The organism is Sorangium sp. So ce834 (assembly GCF_051521425.1).
Taxonomy (GTDB): Bacteria; Myxococcota_A; Polyangia; order Polyangiales; family Polyangiaceae; genus Sorangium; species Sorangium cellulosum_D.
This window is the reverse complement of the sequence record NZ_CP150351.1, coordinates 5,859,339-5,875,715: the sequence shown is the minus strand read 5'-3', so window position 1 is coordinate 5,875,715 and position 16,377 is coordinate 5,859,339. Positions and strand designations below refer to the sequence as shown.

Sequence of the window (16,377 nt, the reverse complement as noted above, 5' to 3'; positions counted from 1 at the left end):
GAAGAGCGCGCTCGGCTCCTCGTCTTGATTCGGGTCTTGATTCATCGTCTCTCGATCCCTTTCGGCCCTCTCGGCGCGCCGCCGCCGGCGAGCGCGCCCGCGGCTCACTCAGGAAAGAACGTCTCGACCGTGAGCGCCGGCGTCCCCTCCGCGTGGACCCCGCCGAGCAGCGCGAGCGTCCCGTTCGGCGCGGGCACCACGGTCGCGCCGCGTCGCGGCTCCCTGAGCGGCAGCTCCTCGACCTGCGCCGCCGCGAGGTCGACCACGAAGCTCCTGGTCAGGCCGCCCTCGCCCGCCTCGGCGCCCACGGCGAGGAGGCGCCCGCCGGGCAGCGCGAACGCCGCGACGTCGACGATCGCCGCCGGCAGCGCGGCCCCCGCGACCTCCGCGGCGGCGCACGCGCCGGCGCACCCGGGCGCGAGCCGCCGCGTCGGCGCCGGGGCGCCGCCTTGCGCGCCGCCGACAAGCACGATCTCGCCGGGCGCCGTCACGGCGGCGCCCGCGCCCTCGACGGCGTCCGGCGGGAACGGCCGCGGCTCGAACGCGGTCGCGCCGTCGGCGAGCACCTCCAGCCCGGCAGCGTCCGCGCCCCCGGCGCTGCCGCCCGCGACCACGAGGCCGACGCCCTCGACCCACACCGCCGCCGCGCCGGCCCGCGCGTGGCGGAGCCTCGCCACCGAGAGCGCCCCGTCCGCGCCGACGACGAGGACCGCGTCCGAGGGCTCGCCCGGCGCCTCCGCCGGCGCCACCCCGCGCGCGGCGCCCACCACGAACGAGCGCCCGTCCGCCGCCTCCACGGTCCGGCCGCCCGCCACCTCCGCGAACGAGCCGAGCCCCGCGGGCAGCGGCGCCTCGGCGCTCTGCCCCGACAGCACGTCGGCCCAGGTCGCGCCCTCGCCATCCACGGTGAGCAGCAGGCTCCCCCGGACGACGAGCGACCGCGCCGCCCTCGGGAGCGCGCCGCTGGAGGCGCTCCCGCCCCACACCGCGACGTCGTACGCGTCGAGCCGCGCCGGGTCGACGTCCGCCGCCGCGTCGCCGTCCGCCGCGTCGCCGCCGGTGAGCACCACGTAGCGCTCCACGAGGGCCGCGCCGGGCGCGCCGACGCGCGACGCCGCGAGCTCGCCCGGGGGCCGCGCCCACCCGCCGGTCCGCTGGGCGAAGAGCGGCAGCACCTCGCCGGTGAGGCCGGCGAGGTAGATCCCCGCGGCCGAGCGCCCGCGCACCACGGTCGCCCCGCCCGCGTCGAAGCCGCGCACCTCGAACGTGTACGCCCGCTCCGCCGGGATCTCGCCGAAATCGAGCTCCCCGCCCGGCGCCGCGGCCGCGGACACGGCGACGTCCCCCTCGGCCGACGTCGCGGTCACCTCGATCCGGGCGACGGGCGGGTCCTCCTGGAAGGCGGCCGCCTCGTGCCCGGGGACGACCTCGATCGTGAGCGGGCGCGGCTCGGAGGCGCAGCCCGGGAGCAGCAGGCCGAGCGCAGGCAGGACGCGGCCCATCGGCGGGATCTTCATGGGGGCGGATCCTTAGCGCCGCGGCCGCGCGAAAGCATCGCGGAGGCGCCGCGCGGCGGCGGGGCTCACCCCGCCATCGCAGGACGCCTCGCGCCCGGCAACACGAAGGCGCTCGCGGGCGCCCGCCCGCCGCGCGCCCCCCGGCGGTAGTGGTCAACTTTGCCCAGAGAGAGTCCACATGAAGGCGGGAAGATCATTAAGGTTTTCTTCCCGCCTTCCCACCTTCATGTTCAAATTTGACCACTACCCCCCGGCGCTGGCCGAGAACTTTCCCCGCGGCCGCCGCGCGTGCGAGGCTGCCCGGCCCGAGCCGAGGCGCGGGCTCGCCGCCGAGCGCTTCCTTCAGCGCGCATCGATGACCGCGCAGCCAGCGAACGGGCCTGGTCGGCAGATGTGGGATAAAGTAAGACACGAAAGTTGTCGCGTCCCGGTCGGGCAGGGTAGACGGGTCGAGGAGGAAGCATGAGGCGCAGCAAAGGCGAGAGCATGGACACCGGGGCGGTGCGGAACCTCGAGGAGATCCAGGAAGAGGATCCCGGGGCTCGCCCGTCGCGTGCGGGCGCGCTGGTGCTGGCCTCGCTGGGCGGGGCGTGCATCGTCTTCGCGGCGGTGGCGCTCCTGCGCGCGCCGGCTCGCGAGAGGCCGGTCAGCGCCGATCCGCTCGGCGATCTGGTCGCGCGCGCGCACCCGGCCGGCGTGAAGCCGGCGCCGCGCCCCGCCACGATCGGGGAGCACGTGACCTTCCCTGCGATCCTGTCCGACGCGGAGCACCCGACCACGGCGCTCGAGGCCGTGCGCGACCCGCGGGCCAAGGCGGCCGCGTCGGCGCAGCCGCCGGCCGATGCGGGTCCGCCGCTCGCCGCGGACCGGCTGCCCGTGGTCCCGCTGCCGGCGCAGCACGTCCTCGGGCCCGCGGGGGGCGAGGTCGCTCCGAACGACACGCTCACCGCGATGGCCCGCCACGTCTCCCGCGAGGAGGGGCCCGAGACCGAGCGCGGCGGGCCGGGCGGCTACCAGCTGCAGGTGAGCTCGTTCAAGGAGCCCGCCGACGCGGAGGGCTTCGCGGCGGCCCTGCGCCGGCGCGGCCACAAGGCGTACGTCGAGCCGGCGTACGTGAAGGGCCGCGGCCTGTGGCACCGCGTGCGGATCGGCCCCTTCAAGTACAAGCGCTCGGCGGTGATCTACCGGCAGGAGTTCGAGGCCAAGGAGCGCCTCGTGACGTTCATCGTCGATCCGCCGAAGACCACGGTGAAGGTGGCCGAGACGCCCGGCGACGACGCGTAGCCTGGGAGATCCGGCGAGGCGTTCACGCGCGAGCGCGCGGCGCGGCGCCGGCTCGCCCGGCGTCAGCCCCGCGGCCGGCGCGGCGCCGCGGGCGGCGCCTCCGCGAGCGCCGCGGCCGGCGTGAGCGCGCAGGACAGGACCCCCTTGGCCCCGGCGAGCTGCCCGGCGAGCCCGGACAGGTCCGCGCCGCGGCCCTTCAGCACCATGACCTGGAGCACCCGGCCCTCGTCGAGGCGGATCAGCAGGCTGGAGACCACCGACCCCGCGTGCTGCTCCTCCAGCTCGGAGATGCGCAGCACGAGCTCCCGCACCTCGGGCGCGTAGACGACGGTCAGCGTCGCCGCCACCTCGGCGCCCTCGTCCCACGCGGCGCGCGTCAGGTCGGCGCGGACCAGGTCCCGCAGCGCCTCCGAGCGGTTCTCGTATCCCTGCGCGGTGATGCGCCGATCGAACTCGGCCAGCAGCGCTCGATCCATCGCCACGCCGAAGCGGACCAGGTCGCTCATCGTGGGCGCAGGCTAGCGGGGCATGGGTCCGGGCGGGAAGGGGGCTCGCCGCCCGGAGCGCGCTTCACCGGTGGCGGGGCGAGCGCCCGACCGCACCCACGCGAGCGCTCGCCCGCTCCGCTCGCGCGCCGCTCCGGTCGCGCGCCCCTCCGCTCGCGCGCCGCTCAGCTCTTGCGCCGCTCGAGGTGCCGCCGCGCGGCGTCCTTCACCGGCGAGGTCACGTTCTTGCTCTTCGCGATGCCCCGGAGGTCCGACTCGCGCAGGTGCTGGACCAGCCGCGTCGCGACGAGCACCGGCGTCCTCGGGTTCTCCACGAGGTTCCGCTTCACCGTGTAGCTCTTCATCCACTCCGGCGTGGTCGCGATGATCCGCAGCACCTCGTCCGAGATGTTCCGGTTGCGGCTGATGAGGACGACCTCCTCCTCCTGCATCTGCGGGCTGCGCACGGCGGCGCTCGCCACGAGGCGGTTCGAGTCGCGCACGAGCAGCATGCGCTCCTCGCGCGAGCCGAGCATCGCCCGCCGGATCCGCTGCGACATGGTCATGTCGGCGAGCCGCTTGTAGAGCGGGACGTACTGCGCCTTGAGCTCCTCTTTCCCCTCCTCGTCCTCGACGTGTGTGTCGACCGGCTCGTCGGCCGCGAGCGCCTCGGAGAGCGCCTGCGTCTCGACGAATATCACGTCGTCCGGCGTGGGCTCCGGCGACGGCTCGGCGATGAGCTCGTCCTTGATCGCGATGCTGACCTCGCGCCACGCGGGGATGCCCGTGAGCTCGACCCCGTTGCGGGCGGCGAGGTCGACGAGGCGGTCGGCCGTCGACATCCGCGTGTTCTTGTTGAGGTAGAGCCGCTCGATGACGCGCGGGCTCTTGAGCAGCCGCTCCTCGTTCACGGCGATGAGCTCGGTCACCGCCTCGCTCCCGGTGCGCGCGAGCTCCTCGAGCGTGTCCCCGGCGATGCCCGGCATCGCGCAGAGCCGCTCGACGACCGGGAGGCGGTCCGCGTAGAGGCGGGCCAGCCGGTCGATGACGGCCGGCTGCAGCTCCCCGCCGAGCGCGCCCTGGAGGAGCGGATCGGGGAGCGCCGACAGCGTCTTCTCCGCCGTCTCGCGGGCGGGCTCCTCCTCGCGCGACGCGAGCAGCACGAGCAGCGTCACCACGTCGCCCGGCTTGAGCCCGGGGGCGATGCCGCGCGCGGCCATCTCGCGGAGCTTCTGCGGCGCCCCTGGCTGCGCCATTTTCTGCGCCGGCGGCGAGAGGACGGAGGCGTCGATCGGCGCGATCATCGCGCGGTCCTCCCCGCCGCCGCCGCCGCCGCCGTGGGCGCGCGGCGGCGGGGCGAGCGCGTCGCCTGCCGGGCGGCGGAGCTCGGGATCTCGGGTGACGCCGGCGCGCGCGGCGCGGGTTTCGTCGGTTGCGCCGGTGACGCGAGCGAAGCGACGGGCATGCGGTCCTCCCCGGCGGGCATTGCTGCCCTGCGATCTGCGGATTATCCTGAGGCCGCTGTGTGCCTGAAAGGCGCGGCGATCGTCAACGGAGAACGAACAGCGCAGGTCGAGCGCGCCGCCTGTCGAAACGAGCCCGAGGTCCAGGGGGGCAGGGTACCGGCACGCCCGTCACATCCAGCACACCGAAGAGGAGCGCGACATGGGGATTTTCGATTTCGTGAAGAGCGGCGTCCGCGAGATGATGATCGCGCGCCCGGACGCGGCGAAGCATCTCATCGTCTACAAGCACCCGGACCAGAACGTCCCCTTCTGGTCGCAGCTGACCGTCGACAGCGATGAGTGTGCCCTCTTCTTCAAGGACGGGCGGTACGTCGGTTACCTGCCGACGGGGCGCCACACGCTCCAGACCCAGAACATCCCGTTCCTGAACAACCTCGTCAACAAGTTCACGGGCGGGGACGTCTTCATCGCCGAGATCTTCTTCGTCAAGACGCAGCCGGTCCGCGGCGTGCCCTTCGGCGGGCCGCTGGAGTCGATGGAGGACCCGATCCTCTACGAGTTCGTGACGCCGCGCATCTTCGGTGAGTTCTCGCTGGTCGTGGTCGATCCGGTGCGGTTCGTCGTCGGCTACCACGGCCAGTGTGGCGGCAGCGGCGACAACGACGTCGTCCTGAGCTGGATCAAGGGCAAGTTCTTCATGAGCGTGAAGACCGTGATCGGCCAGGTCTGCGCGCAGCAGCAGAAGAGCCTGCTCAACCTCGGCGGCATGAGCATGGAGCTCGGCGCCCGCATCGTGCAGTCGGCGCCGAACCTCGAGGAGATCGGCTGCAAGATCCTCGAGATCGGCAACTTCAACATCAACTTCTCGGCCGAGGACCAGAAGCTCCTCCGCGAGGCGAACAAGGCCCGCGGCGAGGCGCGCCGGGGCATCGGCGTCGCGCAGGACACCGCCCGCGCGAAGCAGTTCGAGCTCGATCAGCGGTTCCAGCAGGACGCGCGGTACGTGCAGCAGCTGGCGGGCAACTGGCAGAATTACGCCGCCGGCCAGGCGATGATGGGGGCCGGCCAGGGCATGGCGCAGGGCGGCGACGGCAGCGGCGTCGCGGGGCTGGGCGCCCAGGTGGCGATCGGCGCCGGCCTGGCGCAGGCGATGAACCCCGCGCTCGCGGCGCAGGGGCAGCCCCAGTTCGTGCCGCCGCACATGCAGCAGCAGGGGTACCCGGGCGCGCCGCAGCCGGGCTACCCGGGCGCGCCGCAGCAGGGGTACCCGGGCGCGCCGCAGCAGGGGTACCCGGGCGCGCCGCAGGCCGCCCCGGCTGCAGGGCCGTCGATCGAGCAGCGCCTGGAGCGCCTCGCAGATCTCAAGAACAAGGGCCTCATCACGGACGAGGAGTTCCAGGCCCGCAAGGCGAAGATTCTCGAAGAGATCTGAGTCTTTCCGGGCGCTCTGGCCGCCGCGCCCCCAGGCCCGTAGGGGGGCGCTCACCGCGTTCGCCACCTGATGCCATCTGATCCGAAACACCGCGCGCGCTTTCGGCTAGACTCGCCGGGGTGCCCGTCACGCTCCGCATGGCCGGGGATGATCCGCCCGAGATGACCGCCGGCGAGTCCGAAGCTGCCGAGCTGTTCCATCGGGAGGACATCCCGCAGCCGCACGGAGGCACCGTGGCCTCGCAGCCGCCGCCGCGCAGCGACGCGCCTTCCGCCCACGGCTCGGTGCCACCGGTGCACGGCTCGGTGCCGCCGGCCTACGGCTCGGTGCCGCCGGTGCGCGGCTCGGTGCCGCCGGCCTACGGCTCGGTGCCGCCGGTGCACGGCTCGGCGCCGCCGGCCTACGGCTCGGTGCCGCCGGTGCACGGCTCGGTGCCGCCGGTGCACGGCTCGGCGCCGCCGCTCTCGCCGCGCGGCTCGGCGCCTCCGGCGCGCATCTCGGCGCCGCCGCTCTCGTCGCGCGGCGAGGGGCACCTCGCGTTGCCGCCGCTGCCGCCGCTGCCGGCGCGCGGCGACGGGTTCCCGGCGCGCCGCGGGAAGGTGAAGCAGGTCCCGCGCGCGCGCCGCTGCCCGACCTGCAAGCTGACCTTCTCCGGCGACTCCCGCTTCTGCCCGTTCGACGGCGACCCGCTCGCCGACGCGCCCGACTGGAACCCGTCGGCCGATCCGCTGCTCGGGCGCACGATCGACGGCCGCTACGACGTGCAGGCGGTCGTCGGCGAGGGGGGCATGGGGACGGTGTACGAGGTGCGCCACAAGTCGCTCGGCCGCCTCTTCGCCCTCAAGGTGCTCCGGCGCGACATCGCGCAGGACGCCGAGCTCGTCGCCCGCTTCATCCAGGAGGCCAAGGCGGCGGCGGCGATCGGCCACCCCAACATCGTCGCGGTGAGCGACTTCGGCGCCCTCGAGGTCGAGCCAGGGCAGCCGGAGCTGCCCTTCTTCGTCATGGAGTTCCTCACCGGGACCTCCCTCGCGGCGCTCCTGCGCACCGAGCGGACGCTGCCGGCCCCGCGGGTCGGGGAGATCATGCTCCAGTGCGCCGCGGCGCTCGGCGCCGCGCACGCGGCGGGCGTCATCCACCGCGATCTCAAGCCCGACAACGTGTACCTCGTCCGCAACGGCGACCAGGAGTTCGTGAAGCTGCTCGACTTCGGCGTCGCGAAGGTCGCCGGCGGCAAGCGGCTCACCCGCATCGGCATGGTGTTCGGGACGCCGCACTACATGAGCCCGGAGCAGGCGGAGGGGAAGCGCATCGACGCGCGCGCCGACATCTACGCGCTCGGCGTCCTCATGTACGAGTGCTTCGCCGGGCGCGTCCCCTTCGAGGCGGACACGTACATGGGCGTGCTGACCAAGCACATGTACATGTCGCCCGAGCCGCTCGAGCAGGTGATGCCCGACGCCTCCGCGCTCAGCGCGTTCGGTCCGATCGTCATGCGCTGCCTCGCGAAGAACCCCGAGGAGCGCTTCTCCTCGATGGCCGACCTCGCCGCGGCCATCGAGCTCGCCATCGACGCGCCGAGCCGCGCCACCGCCGCCATGCTCCAGGACGAGACCCCGCGCCGCGAGGCCCTGAAGCTGCGCGAGCACGACGAGATGCTCGGCGCGGTCCAGGTGCCCAGGGAGCCGTCCGAGCCGCTCTCGATGGGCGCGCGCGTCGCGATCGCGCTCGCGGCGATCCTCGTGCCCATCGCGATCGCCCTCGGGGTCCGCGCGCTCCGCACCTCGGCGCGCGAGGCGCCGCCCGAGGCCGCCGCCCCCGGCGCCCTCCACGCGGCGACGGCGGCCGGGGCCGTGCCCGACGAGCCGCCGCAGCCGCCGCCCGCGGCCCCGGCCCCGAGCGCGGCGGCCGCGCCGCTCGCGCAGGAGCTCGCGCAGGATCCGGAGCCGCCCCGCCCGCACGGCACGGCCTCCGCCGTCCCCGCGAAGCCGGCCGCGCCGACGGCCCGCCCCGCCGCGCCGCCGGTGTCCCCCTCGAGGCCGACGATGACCGGCGATATCATCGATCCCTGGGAGCGCTGATCGCGCGCGCGGCCCACGACGAAACCTGGCCTTCCCCGGCGTCCTGTGCTCACGATGGGCGCCGGCGATCACCGGGCCCACGGCGGCGGGACGAGCGATCGACGGCAGCGGCGACGCTCGGGGCAGAGCGCTTGACAGCGTCCGCTCGGGCTCGCCATCCTTCGCGAGGCGGAAACCTCTAGTGGCCAAGCAACAGCTCCTCCTGGTCGACGCGGATCCACGCAGCGTTCGGGTCCTCGAGGTCAGCCTGAAGAAGGCCGGTTACAGCGTGACCACCGCGACGGACGGAGCGGACGCCCTCGCGAAGCTCGAGGTCTCCACGCCGGACCTCGTCCTCAGCGACACCCGCCTGCCCCACGTGGACGGCTACGCGCTCGTCCGCAAGATGAAGGAGCACGCCGACTGGGCGTCGATCCCGGTCGTCTTCCTCACGAGCCAGCGGTCGATCGAGGACAAGATCCGCGGTCTCGAGCTCGGGGTCGAGGACTACCTGACCAAGCCGATCTTCGTGCGGGAGCTCATCGCGCGGGTGACGCTGCTGCTCGCGCGGCGGACGCGCGAGGGGATCACGACGCGGCATTTCGCGACCACCGGGCGGACGAGGTTCTCCGGGTCGATCCTCGACATGAACGTCGTCGATCTCCTGCAGACGTTCGAGGTGAGCCGGAAGAGCGGGATCGTCCACCTGTCGCACGCGGACAACGAGGCGCAGGTCTATTTCCGCGAGGGCAAGGTCGTCGACGCGACGCTCGGCCGGCTCTGCGGGGAGGAGGCCGTCTACCGCGCGCTCCTGTGGAACGAGGGGACGTTCGAGGTCGAGTTCTGCAAGGTCGACAACCCCGACGTGATCGAGACGTCGACCCAGGGGCTGCTCATGGAGGGCATGCGCCGGGTCGACGAGTGGGGCCGGCTCCTCGAGGCGCTGCCGTCGCTCGCCACCGTCTTCGAGGTCGACAGCGAGGAGCTCCTGGAGCGGCTGAACGAGATCCCCGACGAGCTGAACGGCATCCTGCGCCTGTTCGACGGCAAGCGGACGCTGATGCAGGTGGTCGACGCGTCGCCGTTCGAGGATCTGTCGACGCTCTCCACCATCTCGAAGCTCTACTTCGAGGGGCTCTTGGTCCCCGCCGCGGCGCTCCCGCCCGACGACGTTGTGCCGAGCGAGCCCGAGGCGGCGTTCCACGACGAGTTCTCGCCGCTCTCGTCGCCGTCGGGGCTGCGGCGCTCCAACTACCCGGACGGCGGCGGGAACGCCGGCGCCGACGATCTCGAGGACGCCGCGGTGGTCCCCGCGCCGCTCTCGAACCGCCTCTCGCCGGCGATGCTCCCGCGTTCGCGGCCCGGGCACGAGCTGCCCGCGCCGGCCGCGGATCCCGACGCGGAGTCCGCCGGGCGCCCGGTGACGGCCCGCAGCGCGGTCCACGGGGCCGTGGCGGTCGGCCGGCCGGCCGGCGCGGGCGCGGCGGGGCGGGCGCCGTCGGAGCCGCCGAAGAGCGCCGCGGCGACGGGCGCGGGGCGCGCGGGCGCGCCGGGGCGGGTGCCGTCGGAGCCGCCGAAGAGCGTCGCGGCGACGGGCGCGGGGCGCGCGGGCGCGCCGGGGCGGGCGCCGTCGGAGCCGCCGCGCGCGGGGCGGGTGCCGTCGGAGCCGCCGAAGAGCGTCGCGGCGACGGGCGCGGGGCGCGCGGGCGCGGCGGGGCGGCCGTCGTCGGAGCCGCCGCGCGCGGGGCGGCCGTCGTCGGAGCCGCCGCGGAGCGCTGCAGCGGCCGTCGAGGCCCGAGCTGCGCGCGCGCACGCAGAGATCGACATCGACAAGGACACCACGCTCGCCAGCAGCGATGAGGCCCCGCTCACGCGACCGCTGGTGACGCCGCGCAGCTTCGCGCAGAAGCACCGCGCGTCGAGGAGCGACCGTCCCGCGGCCGCGGGCCCTCCCGCCGAGCAGCGCGCCCGATCCGAGGCGCCGGCGCCCGAGCCCGCGCCGCCGCTCCCGCCCGCGCCGCCGCCCGACCCTGCGCCGACGGCAGAGCCGGCCGCCGCGCCGCCGCCCGCCGGTGACGAGCGCGCCGCCGCGGTGCCCGCGTCGACGGTCCCCACGCTGCGGCCCCGCCCGCCGAGCGACGCGCCGCCGGCCATCGCCGGCCCGCGCGAGGCGCAGCAGGCGCAGGCGTCGCTGCGCGGCGAGGCGGGGGGCGGGGAGGCGCGCCCGCTCGAGGCGGCCGCTCCGCCGCCGGCCGGCGCAGCCGCGGCCCCGGGGGCGAGCCTTTCGGCGGCGCCGGACGACGGGCCGCCGAGCGATCCCGAGCCCATCACCGAGAGCGAGCGCTTCTTCCTCGGCGGCGGGGTGAACGCGCCGGCGCGGCTCGCGGCGCAGGGGCGCTCCTCCGCCGACGACACCGATACGACCGCTGGCGCCGTCGAGGCCACGCTCTTTCGCCCCCGCCAGGAGGAGCGCAGGGCGCGCGTCGCGCGGCTCGCGGTCGGTCTGGTCACGGCGCTCGCGATCGGGGGCGCCGGCGTATGGCTGATCGGCCAGGCGCGGCACCCCGTGCCCCCGGCGCCGATCGACGACGCGCCCCGGCAGGCGGAGGAGCAGAGCTCCGGCGCCGCGATCGAGGCGGCTCCGGCCGCGCCGGAAGGCGAGCCGACCGCCGCCGCCGGGCTCTCCACGGCGACCCCCTCCGACGCCCCGGCCGACCCGCCGTCCGATCGCGCGGCGGCCGCCACCACGGCCTCGGCGAGCCCCGCCACGACCACCGCCCACCACGGCTCGCCCGCGCCTGCGGCCCCCGCGGCGCCGCCGGGCGCTCCGACGCACGCGGGTCAGGCCGCCGCGCCGACGCGGGCGCCCGCGCCGCCGCCGAGCGCCCCGGCGACCGCGCCCGCCGCGCCGGACGAGGAGGGCGGGTCCCTGTCGGCCCGCGTGATGCGCGCCCTGGAGTCGGGGCAGACCGGCAAGGCGGTGCAGCTCGCGCAGCAGCTCACGGCCGCCTCGCCGGGGAGCGCCGCGGCGTGGCACCTGCGCGGCGCCGCGGAGCAGGCCGCGGGGCGCGGCGGTCGGGCCTCGTTCCGCAAGTGCGCCGAGCTCTCCTCGCCCGACTCCTCGCTCGGCGCCGAGTGCCGAGCGCTCGCCGGCGTGCCCTGAACGCGCGCGACGCGCTCAACGCGACCGCGACCTGAGCCGCGGATCGAGCGCCAGCGCCGCGAGGTCGAGCGCCACGGTGGCGAGCACGATCGCGGCCGCGGCGAAGAGCACCGTCCCGACGAGGAGCGGGCCGTCGCGGTTCTGCAGCGCCTCGACGGCCATGCTCCCGACGCCGGGCCAGCGGAAGAGCCGCTCCGTGACGATCGCGCCGCCCGCCAGCGCGCCGAGGTCGAGCGCGGCCAGCGTGGCGAGCGGCAGCAGCGCGTTGCGCAGCGCGTGGACGACGAACGCGCGCAGGCGGGAGGCGCCCTTCGCCCGCGCGGTCCGGATGAAGTCCTGGCGGAGCAGCGCCCGGAGCTCCTCGCGCACGACGCGCGCGTAGAGCGCGCTGCCGAAGAGGCCGAGGGTCAGCGCCGGCAGGACGAGCGAGCGCAGGTGCTCGGCCGCGGTGACCCCGTACCCGTCGTAGGGCAGGAGGCGGAGCTTGTAGGCGAGCACGTACTGCAGCGCGGGGCCGATCACGATGGTCGGCGCGCTGGCGACGAGCAGGGTGACGCCGAGCGCCGCGTGGTCCCAGGCCGTCCCGCGGCGGGCCGCCGCGACGAGCCCGAGCGCGAGCCCGAGCAGGAGCTGCACCGAGAGGGCGGCCACCGCGAGCTCCAGCGAGCGCGGCGCCTTCGCCTCCAGCAGATCCACGACCGGCTTTCGGTAGTGGAAGCTGTAGCCGAGATCGAGGTGCAGGCCGAAGGGCCCGGCCGCGCAGCTCCGGTGCTCCGGGTCGCCGCGCGCGCCCGCGTGCGGCGACCCGGGATAGGGGCCGATGTGGACGAGCCGGCGCACGAACCGCGCGAACTGCACCGGGACCGGCCGATCCAGCGCGTAGACCGTCCGGACGCGGTCGACGTCGGCGGCGGACGCCTGCGGCCCGACGAGCATCCGCGCCGGGTCCCCCGGCAGGAGGTGCGCGATCGCGAACGAGACGGCGGTGACCCCGGCGATCACGATCGCCGCCCACCCGAGGCGCCGGAGCAGGTGCGCGATCGCGGCGCCCGCCGCGGCGGCGCGGCCCGCGCGAGCGGCGCTCGTCGCGGCGGTGCGGCGTGAGGGCGCGGCGCTCATCGCGGGGGCACGGCGCGCGCGGGCAGCGCGCGGAGCGGCGAGGCGCGCGGCGGCGCGGCCGCGCGGGCCCGGGCGGCGGGCGCGCCTCGCGCGGCCGGGTCGAGCCAGACGCCGTCGAAGCGCGACGGCACCGCGGCGGAGCCCTCGTAGCCGCGCAGGTACGGCTGCCAGAGCTCGAGCATGCCCATCGTGTACGTGGGCACCCAGGGCGCGCGATCGCGGACGATCCGCTCGGCGCGGGCGTAGAGATCGAGGCGCCGCGCGCGGTCCTGCTCCGCGTGGGCGGCGTCGAGCGTGCGATCGAGCTCCTCGTCGCTGAAGAAGGCGAAGTTCAGCGAGCCCTCGTCGCGGATGGCGCGCGTCGAGAGCGTCGGCTCGAAGAAGCTCGCGGGATCGGGGAAATCGGCCTGCCACCCGGCCCAGCCCATCTGGACCGCGCGGCGCCGCGACGCCTCGGCGAGGTAGGTCGCCCAGCTGACGAGCCGCAGGCGGACGCGGAGGCCCACCTTCGCGAGCTGCTGCTGGAGGATCTCGCCGACCGCCTGCTCGAAGGTGTCCGGGATCGCGATGTACTCGACGACCCCCGGGTAGCCGCCTCTCCCGGTCGCCGGGTCGAACGCGTACCCGGCCGCGGCCATCTGCGCGAGCGCGCGCGGGAGATCGTGCTCTCGCATCGGCTCGTCGCGCGGAGGGCCCGGGATCGACGGCGGCAGCACCCGGTCGAGGGCGAACAGATCGGGGCGCACCTTCTCGAGCACGGAGGGGTCGACGGCGAAGGAGACCGCGCGCCGCACGGCGAGCTGGTCGAACGGCGCGAGCTCGGTGTTGAGGAAGACGGCGTTGGTCCTGCTCCGCGTCACCCAGCGCGTATACCCCTTCCACGCGGGGTCGGCGCGGTAGGTCGCCGCGTCGACCCCCGTCAGATCGCGCAGGTAGTCGAGCTCGCCCTCCTCGAACTTGTAGCGCTGGGTCGTCGCGCGCACCCCGGTCTGCCACTCGATCGCGTCGAGGTACGGCCGGCCCGGCCGGAAGTACCCCTCGTGCCGCGCGAGCCGGACGCCGGCGTCCTGGTCCCACCGCTCGACGCGGAACGGGCCGGCGCCGCACGGCGGGGGAGGGCTCGCCGCGTCGACCACGGCGCCGGACGAGGGGCACACCGGCGCCATGAAGCCGAGCGTCATCCGCGCAAGGAAGGTCGCGTCCGGCGCGCTCAGATCGATCGCGACGGCGTGGTCGCCGAGCACCCGCACGCCGGCGAGGTGCGGCGCCGCGCCCGCGCGGTACTCGGCGAACCCCTCGATCATCTCGTACTGGCTGGCCCCCGGGCTCGGCGTCCGCGGGTGCAGCGTCCGCTCGATCGAGCGCTTCACGTCCGCGGCGCGGAGCTCCGCGCCGTCGTGGAAGCGCGCGCCCTCGCGGAGCGTGAACACGTACGTCCGCCCGCCCCGCTCGACCGCGACCTCGCGCGCGAGCTCGGGCGCGACGTGGCCGCCCTGGTCCCACGCGACGAGGCGGGCGAAGACGAGCTCCGTGACCATGCCCGAGACCTCGTCGTAGGCGATCGCGGGATCGAGCGTGCGGATGTGGCCCGTGGTCGCGAGGCGCAGGGTCCCGCCGCGCACGGGCGCGCCGGGCGGCGCCTCGCCGCCGCCGAGCGGCGGCCGCGCGCGGCTCGGCGAGACGCCCGAGAGGAGGAGGAGCACCGCGCCGGCGAGGAGCAGATCGACCGGCAGGCGCCGCCCGCGCGGGAGCTCGTCGCCGGCGGGATCGAGCGCGTCGCGGAGCCCCTCGCTCGCGCGGTGGAAGCCGAGCACGGCGAGCACGATGAGGAAGCCCGGCGCCGCGAGGAGCATCGGCTTCACGCCGAGGTAGGGCTCCGCCTCGTGCAGCATCCGGCCCCAGGTCGCGGTCGGCGGCTGCACGCCGACGCCCAGGTAGCTGAGCGTGCCCTCGGCGAGGATCATCTGGCCGGCGAGGATCGTCGCGAGCGCGAGCAGCGTCCCGCCGACGTTCGGCAGGACGTGCCGCCGGACGACGTGCAGCGTCCCGGCGCCGAGCGCGCGCGCCGAGGCCACGAACTCGCGCTGGGTGAGCTCCAGCGTCTTGGCCCGGACGACGCGCGCCACCCAGGTCCACCCGGTGAGGCCGAGCACGAGCAGGATCGTCCCCACGTCCGCCCGCCCCACGGCGACGCCGATCGCGGTCACGAGCAGGAGGTACGGCAGGGCGAGGATCACGTCGATGAGCCGCATGAGCGCGCCGTCGAGCGCGCCGGCCCGCGTGCCGCTGGCCATGCCGGCGGCGACGCCGACGACCGCGCCGAGCGCCGTGGCGAGCGCCGTGGACGCGAGCGCGATGCCGAGCGAGAGCCGCGCGCCGTGCGCGAGGCGCGCGAGGAGGTCGCGGAAGAGCGGGTCCGTCCCGAGCCAGTGGGCGGCCGACGGCCCCGGCGGCGCGCCGAAGGCGTCGCGGGACAGGCTGAAGTCGCTCGCGTTCGGGTCGTGGCCGACGACGGCCGGCCCCAGGGCGGCGAACAGCGCGAGCAGCGCCACGATCGCGAGGCCGAGCAGCGCCGACCGGTCCGCGAGCAGGCGCGCCGCCGCGTCGTCGCCGAGGAGGGCCCGCGCCGCGCGCCGGCCCGCCCGCGCCGCCCAGCGCGCGGGCGCGAGCCGGGCAGGGCGCGTCATCACCGCTTCCCTTCGAGGAACTGCGTCACGAGCGCGACGAACTCCTCCGGCCGCTCCTCGTGGGGCGAGTGCCCGGCGTCCATGATCTCGAGCATCGCGCCGGAGATCTCGCGGGCGAGCCGCTGCGCGCCCGCGGCCGGGAAGATGCGGTCGTCGCGCCCCCACACGACGAGCGTCGGCGCCGTGATCCGCGTGAGGCGCGCGACGACGGGGCGCGCGTCGAGCACCGCGCGCATGATCGCGTGGGCGCTCTCGCGCGCCGAGGGGGCGTTGAAGAGGTCGTAGTGTCGGTCGATACGCGACAGCGGCACCGCCGCGTCCGCCCGGAACACGTCGTCGCGGAAGTACGACCGGAACATCCTGCGGCCGTGGAGCTGCTTGAAGACGATGCCGCCCACGACCGGCAGGAGCGGGAGCTTCATCCGGAAGCTCATCGGGAACGGGTAACAGAGCGCGTCCTCCAGGACGAGGCGCTGCACGAGCTCCGGGTGCTCGGCCGCGAGCGTGATCGCGACGGCGGCGCCCATGGCGTGGCCGACGAGGTGCGCCCGGCCCACGCCGAAGGCGGCGATGAGGTCGGCCACCGCCTCGGCGAACGTCTCGATCCCGTAGGCGTACCGCGCCGGGCTCGGCTTCTCGCTCTCCCCGAACCCCGGGAGGTCCGGGGCGATGACGTGGAAGCGCTGGGCCAGCGCGTCGATCACGTCGTCGAACTCCAGGTGGCTGACGAGGAAGTTGTGGATGAGGAGGAGCGCCGGGCCGTTGCCCGCCCCGGCGACCAGGACCCGCATCCTGACACCCCGGGCGGTGACGTCCCTGATGACGCGCTCGACGGGTCGGGGGGCGGCGGGCGAGGCCGCGCCTCGACCCTCGCTGGCAGGGGCCTTGGCCATGGTGGCGACGAGACTATCAGCCCTTTTGTCTGAAAGGACCGATGTGTGTCAGGGTACGGACCATGTCGCTCCCCGAGCCCCGCCGCCCGACGGGCGCCCCCCCGCTCCCACCCATTGCGCCCGGCATCCAGCTTTTCCCTCCTCGACCCAGGGACCCCGACGTGCGGAGCGGATCGAGGCTCGGCTTCGACGGACGAAAAATGTCCGAGGTGTGTCAAGAACCCCTGGAAAGCACCGCGTCTCGCGACAGCCACACAATAATCGTAGTCGG

The 16,377-nt window shown here is 75.5% G+C and carries 10 protein-coding genes; 4 read left to right on the top strand and 6 right to left on the bottom strand.

What is annotated here, in order from left to right; translation table 11 throughout:
* Positions 1 to 104: 104 nt before the first annotated feature.
* Positions 105 to 1,517: a hypothetical protein gene (locus WMF20_RS21125; protein ID WP_437616267.1), complete on the bottom strand. Its 1,413-nt coding sequence runs from the start codon at positions 1,515 to 1,517 to the stop codon at positions 105 to 107.
* 462 nt (positions 1,518 to 1,979) lie between these two features.
* Between WMF20_RS21125 and WMF20_RS21120 the strand changes: the two genes are divergently transcribed.
* On the top strand, positions 1,980 to 2,801 hold the full coding sequence (locus WMF20_RS21120) for an SPOR domain-containing protein (protein ID WP_437616265.1): 822 nt from the start codon (positions 1,980 to 1,982) through the stop codon (positions 2,799 to 2,801).
* 62 nt (positions 2,802 to 2,863) lie between these two features.
* Here WMF20_RS21120 and nikR read toward each other — a convergent pair whose 3' ends face one another.
* Both nikR and WMF20_RS21110 read right to left on the bottom strand, forming a co-directional pair.
* The gene (gene nikR, locus WMF20_RS21115) at positions 2,864 to 3,307 is read right to left on the bottom strand and encodes a nickel-responsive transcriptional regulator NikR (protein ID WP_437616263.1); all 444 of its coding nucleotides are present in this window, start codon (positions 3,305 to 3,307) and stop codon (positions 2,864 to 2,866) included.
* A 164-nt stretch (positions 3,308 to 3,471) separates the two neighbouring features.
* Positions 3,472 to 4,590, bottom strand: coding sequence for a hypothetical protein (locus WMF20_RS21110; RefSeq protein WP_129576065.1), 1,119 nt, complete (start codon positions 4,588 to 4,590; stop codon positions 3,472 to 3,474).
* A gap of 361 nt (positions 4,591 to 4,951) precedes the next feature.
* Between WMF20_RS21110 and WMF20_RS21105 the strand changes: the two genes are divergently transcribed.
* From WMF20_RS21105 to WMF20_RS21095, 3 genes are all read left to right on the top strand, one after another.
* The gene (locus tag WMF20_RS21105) at positions 4,952 to 6,184 is read left to right on the top strand and encodes an SPFH domain-containing protein (RefSeq protein ID WP_437616261.1); all 1,233 of its coding nucleotides are present in this window, start codon (positions 4,952 to 4,954) and stop codon (positions 6,182 to 6,184) included.
* Positions 6,185 to 6,303: 119 nt separating this feature from the next.
* The gene (locus WMF20_RS21100) at positions 6,304 to 8,265 is read left to right on the top strand and encodes a protein kinase domain-containing protein (RefSeq protein ID WP_437616259.1); all 1,962 of its coding nucleotides are present in this window, start codon (positions 6,304 to 6,306) and stop codon (positions 8,263 to 8,265) included.
* A 181-nt stretch (positions 8,266 to 8,446) separates the two neighbouring features.
* Positions 8,447 to 11,407: a response regulator gene (locus WMF20_RS21095; RefSeq protein ID WP_437616257.1), complete on the top strand. Its 2,961-nt coding sequence runs from the start codon at positions 8,447 to 8,449 to the stop codon at positions 11,405 to 11,407.
* Positions 11,408 to 11,422: 15 nt separating this feature from the next.
* Here the strand turns inward: WMF20_RS21095 and WMF20_RS21090 are convergent, their stop codons facing one another.
* The 3 genes from WMF20_RS21090 to WMF20_RS21080 are packed head-to-tail and all read right to left on the bottom strand — an operon-like array spanning position 11,423 to position 16,106.
* The gene (locus WMF20_RS21090) at positions 11,423 to 12,526 is read right to left on the bottom strand and encodes an ABC transporter permease (RefSeq protein WP_437616255.1); all 1,104 of its coding nucleotides are present in this window, start codon (positions 12,524 to 12,526) and stop codon (positions 11,423 to 11,425) included.
* Positions 12,523 to 15,213 carry an ABC transporter substrate-binding protein gene (locus WMF20_RS21085; protein WP_437616253.1) on the bottom strand — a complete coding sequence of 897 codons (2,691 nt, stop codon included), beginning with the start codon at positions 15,211 to 15,213 and terminating at the stop codon, positions 12,523 to 12,525. The genes WMF20_RS21090 and WMF20_RS21085 overlap by 4 nt, the downstream gene beginning before the upstream one ends.
* Complete coding sequence (locus WMF20_RS21080; RefSeq protein ID WP_129576059.1) at positions 15,213 to 16,106, bottom strand: alpha/beta fold hydrolase; 894 nt, start codon at positions 16,104 to 16,106, stop codon at positions 15,213 to 15,215. Before WMF20_RS21080 ends, WMF20_RS21085 begins: the two co-directional genes overlap by 1 nt.
* Between the last annotated feature and the right edge of the window lie 271 nt (positions 16,107 to 16,377).